We start from the raw sequence: 17451 nt of genomic DNA, 5'->3' as shown, positions 1-17451 counted from the left end.
CTGTGCTGCGGCTAGTTCAGATCATGAGATTTCGACTCATGCATGGAGCTAGTCTATGAATACTCAGAAAGGTTTTACGCTTATCGAACTGCTGATCGTTGTGGCGATCATCGGGATTCTGGCGACGTTTGCGTTGCCGATGTACTCCAAATATCAGGCGAAGGCCAAGGTCACCGCTGGCCTGGCGGAGATTTCATCGTTGAAAGTGCCATTTGAAGAACTTATGAATAACGGGACCAGCCCGGCGAATGTGGCGGCGATTGGTGGGGCTGGCACAACTTCAAACTGCACGCTGACAGCGTCCGGTACAGCCACTGATGGTACTGGGACCATTGTTTGTACGATCGTTAACGCGCCTGCACCGGTTTTAGGCAAGACGGTCACGCTGACGCGCTCGACGACAGGTTGGGTTTGCACCAGCACCGCTCAGCAGGACTTCTTGCCTAAAGGTTGCACCGGTTCGGCAACATAACGCTCGGCAGTTTTCTTGAAAGACAAAGCCCCGCCCTGAAAGCGGGGCTTTTTGTTGGAACGACACCTCGAATTTCGAAAAACAAGAAAACCCCGACAATTCATGGCCTTAGGCCTGCGGCAAAACCCGCAACTTGCATGTCGATAAATTCAAGGTCATGCATTTTGCATGATTCCGAAAATCAGGTGTTTTTATAACTTGTTGTTTTATAAAGATTTATTTGCTGTCTCAAAGTTGGCACAGCGTTCGCAACATACCCAGTAACCCTGCTGACAAGACATGCAGCAGACTTTATGGAAAAACAGGAGTTACTCGTATGAAGAAGTTCGCTATCGCTGCCGCTACTGCTACCGCGCTGACCCTGACCATGGCCAACGCTGCATTTGCCCAGACTCAGGCTACTCAAGCTCCAATGGTTCTGGCAGCCGGTGAAGTCACCGAAGCCAAAGAAGCTACTTCCGATACCTGGATCACTACCAAAGTCAAAGCAGACCTGGTAACCGAAAAAGGCATTCCTGGTACCGATATCAAAGTCGAAACCAACAAAGGTGTAGTGTCTCTGTCCTCCACCGTTGCGGTGACTGACGCTCAGAAAGCCACCGCAGTGGCTATCGCCAAGAAAATCAAAGGCGTCCAAGCGGTCTCCGCTGACGGCCTGAAAGCCGAGTAAGGCAAGACTTCTCGCCTGGACCGGGAGAAGGCGCGGTAGACGGGCCGAGTCATACGTCTGCCGCAACTTGAGAGTTCATGCGAAGGCCACAAGGATGTGGTCATTACAGGCCCCGGACATTCGTGTCCGGGGCCTGTTCTATTTGCGGCACCGCAAAACAAAATGTGGGAGCGGGCTTGCTCGCGAAAGCGGTGTGTCAGTCAACATCAATGTTGAATGAGAGTCCGCATTCGCGAGCAAGCCCGCTCCCACATTGCTTTGTGGTGGATTCAGTTACCGCGCTTGCTGGTGATCTGCTTCAAACGGTTACCTTCGAACCGCAGGTACTGGTACATCCCGCCGTTGGGCCCGTAGGTCCATTCCTCGACCTGGAACTCTTCCCGTCGATTGGCACTGCGCTTGTAGCCCAGCAGGTCGCGGCTGACCGGCTCACCGCATTTCTGCAGCACCTCGCTGGACCTGTCCCCGACACTGACCAATTGACTGCCGCAGCGCAGGGTATCGGCGGCCGAGGCCTGGCTCGCGGCCAGTGCCAGAGCCAGGCTCATCAGCAATCGTCTGATCATCACTCGGCATCCAGATGCATCTGCGTAATCACCCGACCGTCACTTTCCGCTTCACCCAGGTTAGCGTCGATGAAGTACACGCGGTCATCGGCCAGCTGACCCTTGTCCACCAGATAATCCTTGATGCTGCTGGCGCGTTCCTGGCCCAACTGACGTAACAGCACGTCGCTCGAACTCCAGAAGTTGATCACGCCTTCGCGCATTTTCGCGGTGCGTTCTTCTTTGCCCAGGTCTTTCCATTCGGCGGGTGGCTGAGTTTTCAGGCGTGTGCGGTAGATCCCTTCCAGCAGCGGACCTTTCTCGCTGTCCGGCACTTGCAGCAATGACGCTTGAGCCGGCACCTTGTCACCGCGGCGCTGGAGCATTTTGTAGTAGTTGTACTGGTATTCCCGTTCCAGGCGTTGTTCGGCAATCAACGGGCCGTCGCTGCTTTTCGCGGCGGCGCCTTCGATCTCCAGGCGCAGGGCCGGACGTTCCTTGAGGGCCTGGGACAATTTGACCAGCGCGCCTTCAGCGTCTTTGCTCAGCTCACTGGAACCCGGAGCAAAGGACACGGTGCCCAGATCTTCCGAACCGCCGCCCGCCACCAGCCCGCCAATCATTTTGAACGGTGCGGCCGCAGCCTTGACGATCAGGTTACGCAGGGTCTGCCACACAATCGGCATGATGCTGAATTGAGGGTTGTTCAGGTCACCTGTCACCGGCAGTTCGATGGAGATCTTGCCGTCGACATCCTTGAGCAAGGCAATCGCCAGTTTCAGCGGCAGGCTCACGGCATCTGGACTGTCGACTTTTTCACCCAGTTGCAGCTGCTCGACCACCACTTTGTTTTCGGCCTTGAGCTGGCCATTGGTGATCAGGTAGTGCAGGTCGAGATTGAGCCGGCCCTTGCGGATGCGGTAACCGGCGAACTTGCCGGAGTAGGGCGTGAGCGTGGTCAATTCCACGCGTTTGAAACTGGTGGCGATGTCGAGGCTGGCCATCGGATCGAACGGATTGACCGCGCCCTTGATGGTCACCGGCGCGTAGCGGTCGACCTTGCCTTTGATGTCGACACTGGCCGGTTTCGCCTGACGGCTGTCGATGGTGCCGATCTGCCCGTTGAGTTGCTGAACGGCGGTGGCAAAGTTCGGGGTCAGGCTGAAGTCGGCGAAGTTCGCCGAGCCGTCGTTGATGGCGATGCCACCAATGTGGATGCCCAGCGGTTTTTCCTTGGCAGCAGCCGGTTTGCCTGCAGCGGTCTTGGCGCCGGAGTCGGCCGGTTGCGGGATCAGCAGGTCATCGATGTTGGTGGTGCGGTCATCGTTGATCATGAAGCGCGCATAGGGCTGGAACAGGTTGATCTTGTTGATCGACAGGCTGTCGCCGTGCTGATAGTTCAGGCCTTCGACCACCAACTGCTGCCACTTGAGGAAGTCGCGGGTTTTGAGGGTGTCGAGGGTATGCAACTGATCGACCTGAGCCCGTCCGGTGACGTTGAAAGCCAGCGGCTCGGTGCTTTTCAGATCAACCGCCAGATCACTGCCGAGCATGCCGCTGCGCAGTTCGAGGCGAATGAACGGGTTGATGTAGGACTGGGCGACCCGCAGGTCGATGTCCTTGGTCTGAACTTTCAGCCTGGCGCTGACCGGGGCCAGATTGACCTCGCCGTCCGCAGTGAGCTTGCCTTGCTTGCCTATACCGGTGTCGAGCTTGAGGTTGAAGGGTGCGCCATTGAGGCTGTCGAAATTTTGCAGGTCCAGGTTCAGTGGGCCGAGTTCCAATGCCACGGCGGGTTGCGCTTTACGGTCCGCCAGATGCACCTGGTAATCGCGCAACTGCACGTCTTTGAGCAACACCTGCCAAGGTTTGCTCGAAGGTGCCGGTTCGGGTTTCGGTGAATCGGCTGCCGCCGGGGTGCTGGCCGGTTCGGCTTCGGCTTTGACGGTTTCTTTGGACGGTTGGCTGGCGAACAGCTTCTGCCAATCGAGTTGCCCATCGGCTTCGAGGGCGGCCCAGGTTTCCAGTTTCTGGCTGCGGATCTTGCCAACCACCACTTGTTGCTTGGCCAGGTCCACGGTGGTTTCGCTGATGTCCAACCGCTCGAGCTTCGCCAGTGGTCGACCATCCGGGGCCTTGATGGCGAAGGGGGCGACGCTGATGGCAACGTTGCTCATCAGCAGTTCGGTTTCCTTGGACAGGTTGAGTTTGTAGTCGGTGCTGAGGTTGATGACGCCGTCTTCGAGCTCCAGTGGCAACGCGTCGCGCACGTAGGGCCAAAAGGCTTTCATCTTGCCGTCGGTGACTTTCAATTTACCTTCGGAGGCGATCGGGACCAGGCTGAAGTTGCCGGTCCAGTCGATCTGTCCACCTGCCGGGCCGACGGCCACCAACGTCATATCGGCACTGTCTTCGGGCAGGGTGCTGAGGTTCTTCAGTTCGAAATCGAGCTTGTCGTAGAGGAACTCGATCGGCTCGCTCGGCCGTGCGTCCTGGAAATGAACATAGCCGTCGGCCAGTTTGATGCGCTCGATGCGCAGCGGGAACGGTTTGGCGTTCGGATCGGCCGGGGTTGGCTCGCTGGCGGGTATTTTGAACAACCCTAGCAGGTTGAGTTTTCCGTCTTTGCCAAAGAGGATTTCGGTCTTGGGTTTGTCCAGTTCGATATCCGACAGATGCAGTGCCTTGGTCCAGAGGCTGTCGATCTGCAGATTGGCATACAGGCGTTCGAAGCCGACCTGTTCCTTTCCCGGCTCGCCGACGATCAGGCCCCACAGGGTGACTTCAAGGCTGAACGGGTTGAGTTCGATCCGCGAAATCGTGGCGGGCGTCGTGGCGTAGTTGGCCAATTGTTGGTTGGCAACCCGCAGCGCGATGCCCGGCAAAATCAGAAACCCCAGCAGGCTGTAGAGGGCCAGAGCAGTCAACAAAGCGCCAATAGCGCGAAACAATCCTTTGGGCATGTGCGGCTTCATCTGTCTGAATCGGAGTGCGTTGGAGTATGGCACGCGATTCCGGTTCCGAAGTGATCATGCTTTATAGGATTTATCTGATTTTCCGGACGAATCTCAGAGCTGCAGAATCAGGGTTTTCAGTGGCGGCTGCTGGTCCATGGACGGAAAATCGCCACCCGGTTTCATCACTGTCCACTCCCGCACTGGACGCCCGGCTTTCTCCGCGCAACGTAGAACCTGCTCGCGCCAATCGTCCATGCTCACCTTCGCCAGGTTGTTGCAGCAGATCAGCACGCCATTGTCGGCGGTAGTCAGCAGCGCGGGTTTGAGCAGGCTCTGATAGTCGCGCAGCAGGTCGACGGTGCCGAAGGCACTCTTGGCCCAGGCTGGCGGATCCAGCAGCACCAGATCGTACTGTCGCTGTTCCAGACGCTGATAGCTCGGCAGCTTCTGCCCGCGACGCTGGCTGATGGGCAGACCGGCCAACTGGCGGATCGCCGGAAAGTAGTCGGATTGAATAAATTGCATGGTCGGCAGCTGTGGATTGAGCAGACCGTTTTCACGACCGACCGCTAGGTTGCCCTCGGCAAAGTCCAGATTGCACACCTCTCGCGCACCACCGGCCGCAGCACTGAGGCCAACGCCACAGGTGTAGGCAAACAGGTTCAGCACACTTTTGTTTTTACTGTGCTCCTTGACCCAGCCACGGGTGTTACGCAGGTCGAGAAACAGCAGTGGATCCTGACCCGCGTGGCGCCCGCGAACCCGGTAGTTCAGGCCCCATTCGTGGCCGATCAGATCTTGCAGCGCGGCTTCGTCAGCACGGTAGACGGTGTCTTCGCGGTCGATACGCGAGTTGCCTCGTGAGCGATCGTTGTAGACCAGCAGGGTTTCAAGCCCCAGGCGTTGATTGACGGTTTCGTGCAATTGCAGCAGGGCATCACGCTCCAGCGCCTGGTGAAAGCTTTGCACCAGCAGTTGCGGACCGTAGCGGTCGATGGTCAGGCCGCCGGCGCCTTCCTGACTGCCATGGAACAGGCGATAGCAATCGGTGCCTTGCTGATGGAGCTCGGCGAGCAGGTCCTGGCGATGATCGAGGGCGGCGCACAGCGCCTGATTCAAGGAAGACATGCTGGGCGCCTTGCAGGAGGGAATTTGGCGCGGGAGTTTAACAGCTTGGCGGCGGACCGAGGTGCTGCCTTCGCGAGCAAGCCCGCTCCCACATTGATTTGATGAACAACACAAATCCACTGTGGGAGCGGGCTTGCTCGCGAAGCTTTAAGCTTTTCAACTAAGCAACCCCATCCGCCGTTTGGCCCGATGCATCGAGCCGTTACGCATTGCCCAACGCAGCATCGGTGCACTGCGATTGACGCTGGCGCGGATCAGTTTGCGTTGCAGCGGGCTTTGGCTGATGCCCAGCATGTCACTGGCCCAGTCCGGCAGCAGGTCGATCCCGGCCTGCATCATCAACCCACCGAACGGCTTGGCCAAACGGCTGGGCGACGGGGCGTTCAACAATCGTCGCAATACTTCGCGACTACGGTCGTCGCACAGCAGTTGCGGGCGAATACGCTCAAGATAATCGGCAATTTCCTGACGGCAGCGGGGGACGTCACACGCGCCCAGACGTTCGGCAACCATCGCGATTTCTTCGTAATAGCGATCCTGATCGGCCAGCGACAGGTGTGGATTGCGGTAGCGTAGATGGGCGGCGAGGAAGTTGCTGACCTCCGCCACATGCACCCAGGTCAGCAGGTCGGGATCGCTGGCGGCGTAAGGCCGGCCATCGGGCGCAGTGCCGGTCACTTGCAGATGAATGGTGCGGACTTTCTCGATCAGCCAGTCGGCGTCCTTGCGCGAGCCAAACGTCGTGCCGGAGATGAACTGCCCGGTGCGACGCAGGCGGCCGAGCATGTCTTCGCGAAAGTTCGAATGGTCCCAGACCCCGGCCAGCGCCAGAGGGTGCAAGGCTTGCAGCATCAGGGCGCTGATGCCACCGATCAACATGCTGCTGAAGTCGCCATGGACTTGCCAGCTCACCGAGTCCGGCCCGAACAGGCCGGGGTCGCCCTTGGGGTTTTCCAGGTCAAGTTTGCCCAGGGACAGACCGGTCAGGCTCATGATCTGGGTTTCGATGCGGGTGCGGATGAATTCCATGGCGACTCAGTGGCGAAAATAAAGCGCGGCCATTGCTGGCCGCGCGGGGGGGATGAAGCAGGAACTCATTAGTTCAGGCGTTTGTCGATCAAACCCTGGACCACGCTCGGGTCGGCCAGGGTCGAAGTATCGCCCAGACTGTCCAGTTCGTTGCAGGCGATCTTGCGCAGAATCCGTCGCATGATCTTGCCCGAACGGGTTTTCGGCAAGGCCGGTGCCCACTGGATCAAGTCCGGTTTGGCGAAGCTGCCGATCTCCTTGCTGACGTGAGCCAGCAGTTCTTTCTTCAGTTCGTCGTTGGGCTCGGTGCCGTTCATGGGGGTGACAAAGGCGTAGATGCCCTGGCCTTTGACGTCGTGGGGGTAACCGACCACGGCAGCCTCGGCGATGCTGTCATGCAGCACCAGGGCACTTTCCACTTCGGCCGTCCCGATGCGGTGCCCGGAGACGTTGATCACATCGTCGATGCGCCCGGTAATCCAGTAGTCGCCGTCCTCGTCGCGGCGTGCGCCGTCGCCGGTGAAGTAATAGCCGGGGTAGGGCTTGAAGTAGGTATCGACCATTCGTTGCGGGTCGCCGTAGACGCTGCGGATCTGCCCGGGCCAACTGGATTTGATCGCCAGCACGCCGCTGCCGGCGCCTTTGATTTCCTTGCCTTGCTCATCGAGCAACACCGGTTGCACGCCGAACATCGGTTGCGTGGCGCAGCCGGGCTTGATTCGTTGAGCGCTGACCAAGGGGCTGAGCATGATGCCGCCGGTTTCGGTCTGCCACCAGGTATCAACGATGGGGCACCGCTGCTCGCCGACCACGTTGAAGTACCAGTCCCACGCTTCCGGGTTGATGGGCTCACCGACACTGCCGAGTAATCTGAGGCTTTCGCGGGAAGTTTCCTTCAACGGTTCGGGGCCTTCGCGCATCAGGGCGCGCAGGGCGGTGGGGGCGGTGTAGAAGATGTTGACGTGGTGTTTATCTATCACCTGCCAGAAGCGCGAGCTGTTCGGGTAACTCGGTATACCTTCAAAGATCATTGTGGTCGCGCCGTTGGCCAAGGGGCCGTAGACGATGTAACTGTGGCCCGTGACCCAGCCGACGTCGGCCGTGCACCAGAACACCTCGCCGTCGCGGTAATCGAGCACGTACTTGAAGGTCATCGCCGCTTGCAGCAGGTAGCCGCCGGTGGTGTGCAGCACGCCTTTGGGTTTGCCGGTGCTGCCGGAGGTGTAGAGGATGAACATCGGGTCTTCGGCGTCCATCGGCTCGGGCGGGCAATCGTCGCTGACGTCGCGCAGGGCCTGGTGATACCAGATGTCCCGGCCTTCCACCCAATTAATCTCGCCTTGGGTGCGCTCGACCACGATGACGCTGCTCACATCCGGGCAACTTTGCAGTGCCTTGTCGACATTCTGTTTCAGCGGCACGAATTTGCCACCGCGCACGCCTTCATCAGCGGTGATCACAGTGCGGCAGTCGGCGTCGAGAATCCGGTCGCGCAGGGAATCCGGGGAGAACCCGCCAAACACCACCGAATGCACCGCACCGATCCGCGTACAAGCGAGCATCGCGTAGGCGGCTTCGGGGATCATCGGCATGTAGATGCACACCCGATCGCCTTTCTTCACGCCGCGGCTTTTCAGCACGTTGGCCAGTCGGCAGACGTTGTGATGAAGTTTTTTGTAGGTGATCTGCGCGGATTCGACAGGGTCGTCGCCTTCCCAGATGATCGCGACTTGATCGCCGCGTGTTGCCAGGTGACGGTCGATGCAGTTGTAACTGACGTTCAACTGTCCACCGGCAAACCAGCTGGCTTCACCGGTCTTCAGGTTATAGCGCTGGACGGTGTCCCACGGGGCGCTCCAGTCGAGGAAACGTGTGGCTTGTTCGGCCCAGAACGTACTGGGGTGTTCAATGGATTGACGGTACAGGCGCTGGTAGTCGTCCTGACTCAAGTGTGCAGCCCGGCGGACGGCATCGGCTTTGGGGAACGTGCTGATATCGAACATGACGGTTCCTTATTCTTGTTTTGCGACAAGTAATAAAGATGCGCCGAGTAGCGAAAGGGTTCAAGTCAGACACAAAACAACTGTGGGAGCGGGCTTGCTCGCGAAGGCGGAGTGCCAGTCGACATCAATGTCGAGTGATACACCGCCTTCGCGAGTAAGCCCGCTCCCACAGTAGGTAGCCGTGTGGCGTCAGATCAACCGCGGTGACGACCGCGGAAGTAGTTGATCAGGCCTTGTGTGGACGCATCGTCAGCGGGCGTTTCTTCGCTGCCGACCAGACGGTTGTAGACGCCTTTGCCCAGTTCCTTGCCCAGTTCCACGCCCCACTGGTCGAAGGCGTTGATGCCCCAGACCACGCTTTGCACGAACACTTTGTGTTCGTACATCGCCACCAGTGCGCCGAGACGACGGGGGCTGATGCGCTCAACCACCAGGGTGTTGCTCGGACGGTTGCCCGGGATCACCTTGTGTGGTGCGATTTTGTGCACGTCTTCTTCGCTCATGCCTTTGTCGCGCAACTCGGCTTCTGCCTCGGCCAAGGTCTTGCCCAACATCAGGGCCTGGCTTTGCGACAGGCAGTTGGCGTACAGCCACTGGTGGTGGTCGGACACCGGGTTGAAGCTGACGATCGGCACGATAAAGTCGGCCGGGATCACTTGGGTGCCTTGATGCAACAACTGGTGGTAAGCGTGCTGACCGTTGCAACCCACGCCACCCCAGATCACCGGACCGGTGTCAGTGGACACCGGGGTGCCGTCCTGACGCACGCTCTTGCCGTTGGATTCCATGTCCAGCTGTTGCAAGTGCTTGGTGATGTTACGCAGATAGTGGTCGTACGGGAGGATCGCGTGGCTCTGCGCACCCCAGAAGTTGCCGTACCAGACACCGAGCAAGGCCAGCAGCACCGGCATGTTCTGTTCGAACGGCGCGCTCTGGAAATGCTGGTCCATGGTGTAGGCACCCGACAGCAATTCCTTGAAGTTAGACATGCCGATGGCCAGGGCAATCGGCAAGCCGATGGCAGACCACAGCGAGTAACGCCCGCCAACCCAGTCCCACATCGGGAAGATGTTCTCTTCACGGATACCGAACGCCACGGCCGCGGCGTTGTTGCTCGATACCGCGATGAAGTGGCGATACAGCTCGGCTTCCGAACCACCCTGAGCCAGGTACCAGGCGCGAGCGGCCTGGGCATTTTTCAGGGTTTCGAGGGTGTTGAAGGACTTCGACGAGACGATGAACAGCGTGGTCTCGGCGCGCAGTTTCATGGTCAGTTCGTGGAACTCACTGCCGTCGATGTTTGCCAGGTAATGGCAGCGCACGCCTTTCTGGGCATAGGACAACAGCGCCTCGGAGACCAGCTCAGGGCCGAGGAACGAGCCACCGATGCCGATGTTCACCACGTCGGTGATCGGCTTCTCGGTGTAACCGCGCCACAGACCGTCGTGGATTCGCCCAACGAGGTCGGTGATCTGGTTCAGCACTTTGTGCACTTCCGGCATCACGTTGACGCCGTTGACCGACAGCTTGTCGCCGACAGGGCGGCGCAGCGCGGTGTGCAGGGCCGGACGACCTTCGGACGAGTTGACGATTTCGCCGTCGAAAAGCGATTTGATTGCGCCCTTGAGGTCGACTTCGTTGGCCAGGCCCACCAGCAGATTGCGGGTCTCGGCGTTGATCAGGTTTTTTGAATAGTCGAGAAACAGGCCGCAGCTGCTGAGGGTGAATTGGGTAAAGCGCTGCGGGTCGGCATTAAAGGCTTCGCGCATGCTGAAATCCTGCATGGCTTGGCGGTGGTCATTCAACGCTTGCCAGGCGGGCAGAGCGGTCACGTCGTGAGGAGTGCGGTAGTACGCCATCGCTGCGGTTTTCCTTTTTACTTGAACGGCCTTTTGAACACTAAAAATACCGGAGCGCTGCGGGTGGGCGTCCGGTCAACTGCGTCGACACGAATTCATGGCGCAGGGCGAATACAGTAAACCCCGCGCCTTGATCTGTCTTGACTTTGTCTGACCTGTTTCCGGTACTTTTTTAACATCAAAGTGAGGAATGGTCCGACAAACGGACGAGTAACAGGACTTGGGCTCGATCAGGCGACCTGGACCGGGATGGCGTTGCTGGTGTGGCTCAGTTCATTGCCCGGCGCCATGTAGAGCATGCGCGGTTTGAAGTTGATCAGCTCGGCTTCGCTGTAATGGGCGTAAGCGCAGATGATCACGCGGTTGCCAACCTTGGCCTTGTGCGCGGCGGCGCCATTGACCGAGATCATGCGCGAACCTTCTTCGCCACGAATAGCGTAGGTGGTGAAGCGCTCGCCGTTGTCGATGTTGTAGATCTGGATCTGTTCGTACTCACGGATGCCGGACAGATCCAGCCATTCGCCGTCGATGGCGCAAGAACCTTCGTAATCGAGTACAGCGTGGGTGACTTCGGCGCGATGCAGCTTGGCCTTGAGCATGATGGCGTGCATGAGAATTTCCCAGGTCGGAATCGAACGGCGGGCAGTTTGCCCGAAGGCTTGAGGGGCAGCAATACGGTACGGAACTGACACAGACCCAATGTGGGAGCGGGCTTGCTCGCGAGTGCAATGTGTCAGTCGACATCAATGCCAAATGACACACCGCTTTCGCGAGCAAGCCCGCTCCCACAGTAGTTTTGTTGTATTCAGGCGGAGGCGTCGAGGTTCAGGTGCAGGTTATCGATCAACCGCGTCGTGCCCAGGAAAGCCGCCACCAGAATCACCAGATCCCGATCATCCGGGGATGCCGGACGCAAGGTCAGGGCATGACGAATTTCCAGATAATCCGGACGCAGGCCAGCGCTTTCAAGCTGTTGCAGCTGCGAGCGGATCAATGCCTGGAAGTCGCGCTCTCCCTGTTTGATCGATTCGGCAATCGCGTTCAGCGTGCGATACACCACCGGCGCCACCGCGCGTTGCTCTTCGCTGAGGAAGCCATTGCGCGACGACAACGCCAGGCCATCGGCCGCACGCACGGTCGGTTCGCCGATGATCTGGATCGGCATGTTCAGGTCATGCACCAGGGCGCGGATCACCGCCAGTTGCTGGAAGTCTTTCTGGCCGAAGATCGCCAGGTCCGGCTGAACCATGTTGAACAGCTTGCTGACGACTGTCGCCACACCTTCGAAATGCCCGGGACGGCTGGCGCCGCACAGGCCTTCGGAGAGTTGCGGGACGCTGACACGGGTCTGGCCAGCCATGCCGTCGGGGTACATTTCTTCGACGGTTGGCGCGAACAGCAAGTGGCAACCGGCTTCGAGCAGTTTCTCCTGGTCGGCGGCGAGGGTGCGAGGGTACTTGTCGAGATCTTCGCCGGCGCCGAACTGCAGCGGGTTGACGAAAATGCTCGCGACCACGAAATCCACGCGCTGGGTGGCTTTGGTAATCAGCGCTACATGGCCGCTGTGCAGGTTGCCCATGGTCGGCACGAAGCCGATGCGCTTGCCTTCGCTGCGGGCACGGGCCACGGCGGCCCGCAGTTCGCGTACGGTTTTGACGGTGTTCATGCAGAGAATCCGTGTTCGATACCAGGGAAAGTGGCTGCTTTGACTTCAGTGACGTAAGCGCTCAGGGCCGCATGAATGCTCGTTTGACCGGCCATGAAGTTCTTCACGAATTTCGGCACGCGGCCAGTGATGGACAGGCCCAGCATGTCGTGCAGGACCAGCACCTGGCCGTCGGTGCCGCTGCCGGCACCGATGCCGATGACCGGGATTTTCACCGCTTGGGTGATCTCTTCAGCCAGTTCGCTGGGCACGCATTCGAGCAGCAGCATTGCCGCGCCGGCCTGTTCCAGGGAAATCGCGTCGGCACGCATCTGCCGCGCCTGGTTTTCATTGCGACCCTGGACTTTGTAGCCGCCAAGGATATTCACCGACTGCGGCGTCAGCCCCATGTGCGCACACACCGGGATGCCACGCTCGGCCAGCAGGCGGATCGAGTCCGCCAGCCACAACGCGCCTTCTACCTTGACCATGTGCGCACCGGCCTGCATCAACAGGGCGCTATTGGTCATGGTTTGTTCGAGGGTGGCGTAGGCCATGAAAGGCAGGTCGGCGAGGATCAAGGCATCGGCATTGCCGCGTTTGACCGCTGCCACGTGGTAAGCCATTTCAGCGGTGGTGACCGGCAGGGTGCTGTCGTGACCTTGCAAAACCATGCCGAGGGAGTCGCCCACCAGCAGCACTTCGACACCGGCCTCATTGCAGGCGTGGGCGAAGGTCGCGTCATAGCAGGTCAGCATGGTGATTTTTTCACCTTTTTGCTTGAGACCTTGCAGAGTGGTCAGGGTGATGGCTGGCATGAAAAGTTCCTCATTCAGGCGCTATGGAAACTACTGCGAGTAACGCGCGTGATTCTTCGTTAAATACAGGCGCACGTTCTGTTGTCGTGCTTGTAAGGCCTGAATTGCGCCCTTCAACGCCGTGTTGGCGGCAGCGGGACGCCTATAGTCGTGAGGAGAACTCGGGAAGTCAATTGTGTGTGTTACCGCGTTGTTACGTGTGGGGTGTTACCGGGGTAACTGATGCGTTTCAGCAGCAGCCGACCCTGTGTGCAACACAAAACCAATGTGGGAGCGGCATCAAGCAGGGGGGAGGCGTTCCAAACCGACGAATGGGCAGGCAGCAAGCAATTCGCTAAGGCTGCGTCCATCGGCCAGTCGCAGATCCGCAGGCGCCAGTTCGGCCAGCGGATACAGAACGAAGGCCCGCTCCTGCAGGTGGTAATGCGGCACTTTGAGGCGGGGTTCGTCGATCAGTCGATCACCGAACAGCACGATGTCCAGATCCAGCGTGCGCGGCCCCCAGCGTTCAAGACGCTCGCGGCCCTGTCCGTTCTCGATGGCTTGCAGCGCATCCAGCAGCTCCAGCGGTGGGAGCGTACTGTCGAGGGCGGCGACTGCGTTGGTGTAACGCGGTTGGCCGGGCAGCAGCGAGTCGCTTTGATAAAACGCGGAAACCCCGACCAGTTCGGTCTGCGGTAACCGCGCCAGCGCATCGACGGCGCTGCGCAATTGTTCGGCGGGGTCAGCCAGATTGCTGCCCATGCCGATGTAGATGCGTTCCATGACTACTCGCCCGTGGTGCTCGGAGCGCCGGCGGCGCGCTTGCGCTTGGCACCACCGCTGCGGCGACGTTTGCGTGGAGCACCGGTGCCTTCGTCCTTGCCGCTGAGGTCGCGGATCATGTCACGACGTTCGCTGTCGTTGGCGTCCTGGTAATCCGTCCACCATTCACCCAGGCCATCGGTCTGCTCGCCGGCGCTTTCGCGCAGCAGCAGGAAGTCATAACCGGCGCGGAATCGTGGGTTGTCCAGCAACAGGTCGGCACGCTTGCCGCTGCGCCGTGGCAGGCGCTCCTGCATGTCCCAGATCTCGCGGATCGGCATGGTGAAGCGTTTCGGAATCGCGATCCGCTGGCACTGTTCGGCAATCAGCTCGTGCGCCGCTTCCTGCATTGCCGGAATCGGCGGCATGCCACGTTCCTGCAGGCGCAATACGCGTGCCGGCAGGGCAGGCCAGAGCAGGGCTGCAAACAGGAACGCCGGGGTCACCGGTTTGTTCTGCTTAATCCGCAGGTCGGTGTTGATCAGGGCTTCGCTGATCAGGGTGTGGGTGTACGTCGGGTTGTATTCCAGCGCCTCGGCACTGGCCGGGAACAGCGGATCGAACAACTGCAGGTCGACCAGCATCTCGAAGGTGTCCGCGGCATGGCCGGAGAGGAACAGCTTGAGGACTTCTTCGAACAAACGGGCTGACGGGATCTCGCGCAGCATCGGTGCCAGGTCGCGGATAGGTGCAGCGCTGTGTTTTTCGATGCCGAAATTCAACTTGGCGGCGAAACGCACGGCCCGCAGCATCCGTACCGGATCTTCCTGGTAACGTTGCTTCGGATCGCCAATCAGGCGGATCAGGTGATTGCGAATGTCGTGTACGCCATTGGCGTAGTCGAGGATGCGCTCGCTGACCGGATCGTAATACAAGGCATTGATGGTGAAGTCGCGGCGTTGCGCGTCTTCTTCCAGCGTGCCGTAGACGTTGTCGCGCAGGATGCGCCCGCTCTCGTTGCGGGAAGACTGGTTGCTGTCTTCCTCTTCATCGTTTTGCGGGTGATTGGCGCGGAAGGTCGCAACTTCAATGATTTCGCGGCCAAAGTGAATGTGCACCAGTTTGAAACGACGACCGATGATCCGCGCGTTGCGAAATTCTGCGCGAACCTGTTCAGGGGTGGCGCTGGTAGCGACGTCGAAATCTTTAGGCGTGATGCCGAGCAACATGTCACGCACACAGCCGCCAACCAGGTAGGCCTGGTAACCGGCGTTCTGCAGGCGTTCGACGATATTCACCGCGTAACGGCTGAATTGCGCCTTTTGCAGCGAATGTTGGCCGCTGTTAAGCACCTCAGGCGTGCTGCGGATGTGTTGCGTATGACGCTTGGGAGAACGGAATGACTGGAACAACTTCTTCAGCATGGGATGCACTGTTTGAAGGAATGTTCGGCCATAACGAAGAATGACCGCATGATGGGCGGGGATTCTAGCATTTAGTCGGGGGATGGTGTAGGAAGCTGCGCAAGCGCTTGAAGGGCGGGTCTGTTGCGGGATTAAACGGCAGAAACCACAAGGGGAGCCGAAGCTCCCCAAGAAGTAGTTGCATGCTCTATTTTTATTTTTGGTTTCGGGCTTTTTGTTTTTGTTGAGTGCCCTCGCCATGAAGTTTTTCCTTCATGACCCTCCCAATCGGGAGCCAAGAGCAAACGGATTGCTTTGGTCGCTGTGTTGCAGTGATCTTGCGATCCAACCAGTTCAGGCACTGTCTTAGGACAGTTTTTTATTGTTCTCGGCCTGGTCGTGGGGCGAGCCCCAAATACAACGCCTCTCCAAAAGAATCAGTTAGCTGCGCCTCTCGCCGTCTTGTTTTTATTGTGCGTGAGTCGATTCGTCTTATTTTTATTGTCTTGTGCATTGCTTGTTATTGTTCTTGTACCAAACATATAGCAGGGGGCGTGCCAACTTTTGTGAGGTCCAGTAAAACAAGGGGTTAGGCCGCTTTACGGGTTTCACCCAGGCGAAAAAAAGCCGGGGCTTCGTTACCGTAAGCCCCGGCTTCTGTTACGTGAAAAACCTGAGGTAACAGTTTCTTCACAATGTCACGTGTAACCCGCACATCAGACAGGCGAGGTTCAGCTTTCGCTGGTCACCCCGGTCTTGCGCCGTGGAATGCCCAGGCGTTGACGGCGTTCCCACAGGCATTTGCGACTGACACCGAGTTTGCGCGCCAGCTCGGTTTCGGTCATGTGGTCCTGGTGCTCGAGAACAAAGTGCTGGAAGTAGTCTTCCAGCGACAAGTCTTCGGTCGGCTCGTGGCTGGTGTTACCGGCATTGTTGCCCTGTTGCGGCGCCAGGCCGATGAAGTCGTCGTCTTCCAGATCGCTCAGCTCGATGTCGATGCCTAGCAACTCTGCGGAAATCTCCGGGCTCTCGCACAGAATGACGGCGCGCTCGACGGCGTTTTCCAGTTCGCGAACGTTACCCGGCCAGGTGTAATGACGAATCGCTTGCTCGGCATCCGGGGCGAATTTCAGATCGGTACGGTTGACCCGTGCGCTCTGCCGCGCCAGGAAGGCATTGGCGATTTCGTTGACGTCCGCACCGCGCTCGCGCAAGGCCGGCAGTTTCAACGCAATCACGTGAAGGCGGTAGTACAAGTCTTCGCGGAACTGGCCGATCTTCGCCAGGCTCTTGAGGTCCCGGTGAGTCGCGGCGATCAGGCGCACATCGACTTTCTGCGACTGCACCGAACCCACCCGGCGAATTTCACCTTCCTGCAACACACGCAGCAGGCGGGCCTGGGCTTCCAGTGGCAGTTCGCCGATTTCATCGAGGAACAAGGTGCCACCGTCGGCGGCTTCCACCAAACCGGCACGCCCGGCGCTGGCGCCAGTGAATGCGCCCTTTTCGTGGCCGAACAGTTCGGACTCGATCAGGCTTTCCGGAATGGCGGCGCAGTTCACCGAAATCATCGGCGCCTTGGCGCGTTTGGACAGGTTGTGCAGGGCGCGCGCCACCAGTTCTTTACCGGTGCCGGATTCGCCCTGGATCAGGACATTGGAATCGGTCGGCGCGACTTTGCGGATCTTGCTGTACAGATCCTGCATCGGCGGGCAGGAACCGATGATGCCAATTTCGCCGTTGCTGTTATCGACACCCGGTTTCGCGGCGCCGTTGGCCGCTTTGCCGGCGACGGGTTCACCGCTGGCTTGCACCGATTGCCGGTCGCGCAGGATTCGCGCAACGGCCTGGAGCATTTCATCGTGATCGAAAGGCTTGGCGATGTAGTCCACCGCGCCCATTTTCATCGAGTCGACCGCCGAACGCAGGCTGGCGTAGCTGGTCATGATCAGCACCGGCGTGCCCTGGCCGAGTTTGATCAACTCGGTACCCGGCGCACCCGGCAGACGCAGGTCGCTGACGATCAGGTCGAACGTGGGAATAGTGAAGCGTTCTTGTGCTTCCTGCACTGAACCGGCTTCGCTCACCTGGTACTGGTTACGTTCCAGCAGGCGGCGCAAGGCGGAGCGGATAATGGTTTCGTCTTCGACGATCAAAATGTGCGGCATTGATTCGATA

14 protein-coding genes are annotated in these 17451 nt (G+C 59.1%); 2 read left to right on the top strand and 12 right to left on the bottom strand.

The window, feature by feature from the left end; translation table 11 throughout:
• Positions 1–55 precede the first annotated feature (55 nt).
• The gene (locus tag ACA055_RS25445; RefSeq protein WP_497681114.1) at positions 56–472 is read left to right on the top strand and encodes a pilin; all 417 of its coding nucleotides are present in this window, start codon (positions 56–58) and stop codon (positions 470–472) included.
• A gap of 316 nt (positions 473–788) precedes the next feature.
• The gene (locus tag ACA055_RS25440) at positions 789–1142 is read left to right on the top strand and encodes a BON domain-containing protein (protein ID WP_497681113.1); all 354 of its coding nucleotides are present in this window, start codon (positions 789–791) and stop codon (positions 1140–1142) included.
• 269 nt (positions 1143–1411) lie between these two features.
• On the opposite strand, the gene ACA055_RS25435 is transcribed toward ACA055_RS25440, so the two are convergent.
• The 12 genes from ACA055_RS25435 to ACA055_RS25380 form a co-directional block, all read right to left on the bottom strand.
• Positions 1412–1708, bottom strand: a complete 297-nt coding sequence (locus ACA055_RS25435) for a DUF2845 domain-containing protein (protein ID WP_497681112.1) — start codon at positions 1706–1708, stop codon at positions 1412–1414.
• A complete protein-coding gene (locus tag ACA055_RS25430; RefSeq protein WP_497681111.1) occupies positions 1708–4662 on the bottom strand; it encodes a DUF748 domain-containing protein in 2955 nt (984 codons plus the stop codon). Before ACA055_RS25430 ends, ACA055_RS25435 begins: the two co-directional genes overlap by 1 nt.
• A gap of 93 nt (positions 4663–4755) precedes the next feature.
• Positions 4756–5772, bottom strand: a complete 1017-nt coding sequence (locus ACA055_RS25425) for a class I SAM-dependent rRNA methyltransferase (protein ID WP_497681110.1) — start codon at positions 5770–5772, stop codon at positions 4756–4758.
• Positions 5773–5928: 156 nt separating this feature from the next.
• Complete coding sequence (locus tag ACA055_RS25420) at positions 5929–6801, bottom strand: oxygenase MpaB family protein (RefSeq protein WP_497681109.1); 873 nt, start codon at positions 6799–6801, stop codon at positions 5929–5931.
• Positions 6802–6869: 68 nt separating this feature from the next.
• Positions 6870–8804, bottom strand: a complete 1935-nt coding sequence (gene acs, locus ACA055_RS25415) for an acetate--CoA ligase (protein ID WP_497681108.1) — start codon at positions 8802–8804, stop codon at positions 6870–6872.
• Between the two features lie 194 nt (positions 8805–8998).
• Positions 8999–10663 (bottom strand): glucose-6-phosphate isomerase, encoded by a 1665-nt coding sequence (gene pgi / locus ACA055_RS25410; RefSeq protein ID WP_497681107.1) that lies wholly within the window; start codon positions 10661–10663, stop codon positions 8999–9001.
• Positions 10664–10893: 230 nt separating this feature from the next.
• The gene (gene panD / locus ACA055_RS25405) at positions 10894–11274 is read right to left on the bottom strand and encodes an aspartate 1-decarboxylase (protein ID WP_497681106.1); all 381 of its coding nucleotides are present in this window, start codon (positions 11272–11274) and stop codon (positions 10894–10896) included.
• 194 nt (positions 11275–11468) lie between these two features.
• Positions 11469–12329, bottom strand: coding sequence for a pantoate--beta-alanine ligase (gene panC, locus ACA055_RS25400; protein WP_497681105.1), 861 nt, complete (start codon positions 12327–12329; stop codon positions 11469–11471).
• Complete coding sequence (gene panB / locus ACA055_RS25395) at positions 12326–13126, bottom strand: 3-methyl-2-oxobutanoate hydroxymethyltransferase (protein ID WP_497681104.1); 801 nt, start codon at positions 13124–13126, stop codon at positions 12326–12328. Before panB ends, panC begins: the two co-directional genes overlap by 4 nt.
• Positions 13127–13405: 279 nt before the next feature.
• Complete coding sequence (gene folK / locus ACA055_RS25390; RefSeq protein ID WP_497681103.1) at positions 13406–13891, bottom strand: 2-amino-4-hydroxy-6-hydroxymethyldihydropteridine diphosphokinase; 486 nt, start codon at positions 13889–13891, stop codon at positions 13406–13408.
• Between the two features lie 2 nt (positions 13892–13893).
• Positions 13894–15294 carry a polynucleotide adenylyltransferase PcnB gene (locus ACA055_RS25385; protein WP_059401961.1) on the bottom strand — a complete coding sequence of 467 codons (1401 nt, stop codon included), beginning with the start codon at positions 15292–15294 and terminating at the stop codon, positions 13894–13896.
• Between the two features lie 710 nt (positions 15295–16004).
• Positions 16005–17441, bottom strand: a complete 1437-nt coding sequence (locus ACA055_RS25380; protein ID WP_497681102.1) for a sigma-54-dependent transcriptional regulator — start codon at positions 17439–17441, stop codon at positions 16005–16007.
• Between the last annotated feature and the right edge of the window lie 10 nt (positions 17442–17451).

The organism is Pseudomonas sp. LBUM1657 (assembly GCF_059716075.1).
This window is presented reverse-complemented; position numbering and strand designations above follow the sequence as displayed.

Bases quoted from the DNA above. Each gene is read 5' to 3' on its own strand.
- panC (WP_497681105.1), bottom strand. From the start codon at position 12,329: ATGAACACCGTCAAAACCGTACGCGAACTGCGGGCCGCCGTGGCCCGT.
- ACA055_RS25435 (WP_497681112.1), bottom strand. From the start codon at position 1,708: ATGATCAGACGATTGCTGATGAGCCTGGCTCTGGCACTGGCCGCGAGC.
- ACA055_RS25425 (WP_497681110.1), bottom strand. From the start codon at position 5,772: ATGTCTTCCTTGAATCAGGCGCTGTGCGCCGCCCTCGATCATCGCCAG.
- ACA055_RS25420 (WP_497681109.1), bottom strand. From the start codon at position 6,801: ATGGAATTCATCCGCACCCGCATCGAAACCCAGATCATGAGCCTGACC.
- pgi (WP_497681107.1), bottom strand. From the start codon at position 10,663: ATGGCGTACTACCGCACTCCTCACGACGTGACCGCTCTGCCCGCCTGG.
- ACA055_RS25385 (WP_059401961.1), bottom strand. From the start codon at position 15,294: ATGCTGAAGAAGTTGTTCCAGTCATTCCGTTCTCCCAAGCGTCATACG.
- ACA055_RS25440 (WP_497681113.1), top strand. From the start codon at position 789: ATGAAGAAGTTCGCTATCGCTGCCGCTACTGCTACCGCGCTGACCCTG.
- folK (WP_497681103.1), bottom strand. From the start codon at position 13,891: ATGGAACGCATCTACATCGGCATGGGCAGCAATCTGGCTGACCCCGCC.
- ACA055_RS25445 (WP_497681114.1), top strand. From the start codon at position 56: ATGAATACTCAGAAAGGTTTTACGCTTATCGAACTGCTGATCGTTGTG.
- acs (WP_497681108.1), bottom strand. From the start codon at position 8,804: ATGTTCGATATCAGCACGTTCCCCAAAGCCGATGCCGTCCGCCGGGCT.
- panD (WP_497681106.1), bottom strand. From the start codon at position 11,274: ATGCACGCCATCATGCTCAAGGCCAAGCTGCATCGCGCCGAAGTCACC.
- ACA055_RS25430 (WP_497681111.1), bottom strand. From the start codon at position 4,662: ATGAAGCCGCACATGCCCAAAGGATTGTTTCGCGCTATTGGCGCTTTG.
- ACA055_RS25380 (WP_497681102.1), bottom strand. From the start codon at position 17,441: ATGCCGCACATTTTGATCGTCGAAGACGAAACCATTATCCGCTCCGCC.
- panB (WP_497681104.1), bottom strand. From the start codon at position 13,126: ATGCCAGCCATCACCCTGACCACTCTGCAAGGTCTCAAGCAAAAAGGT.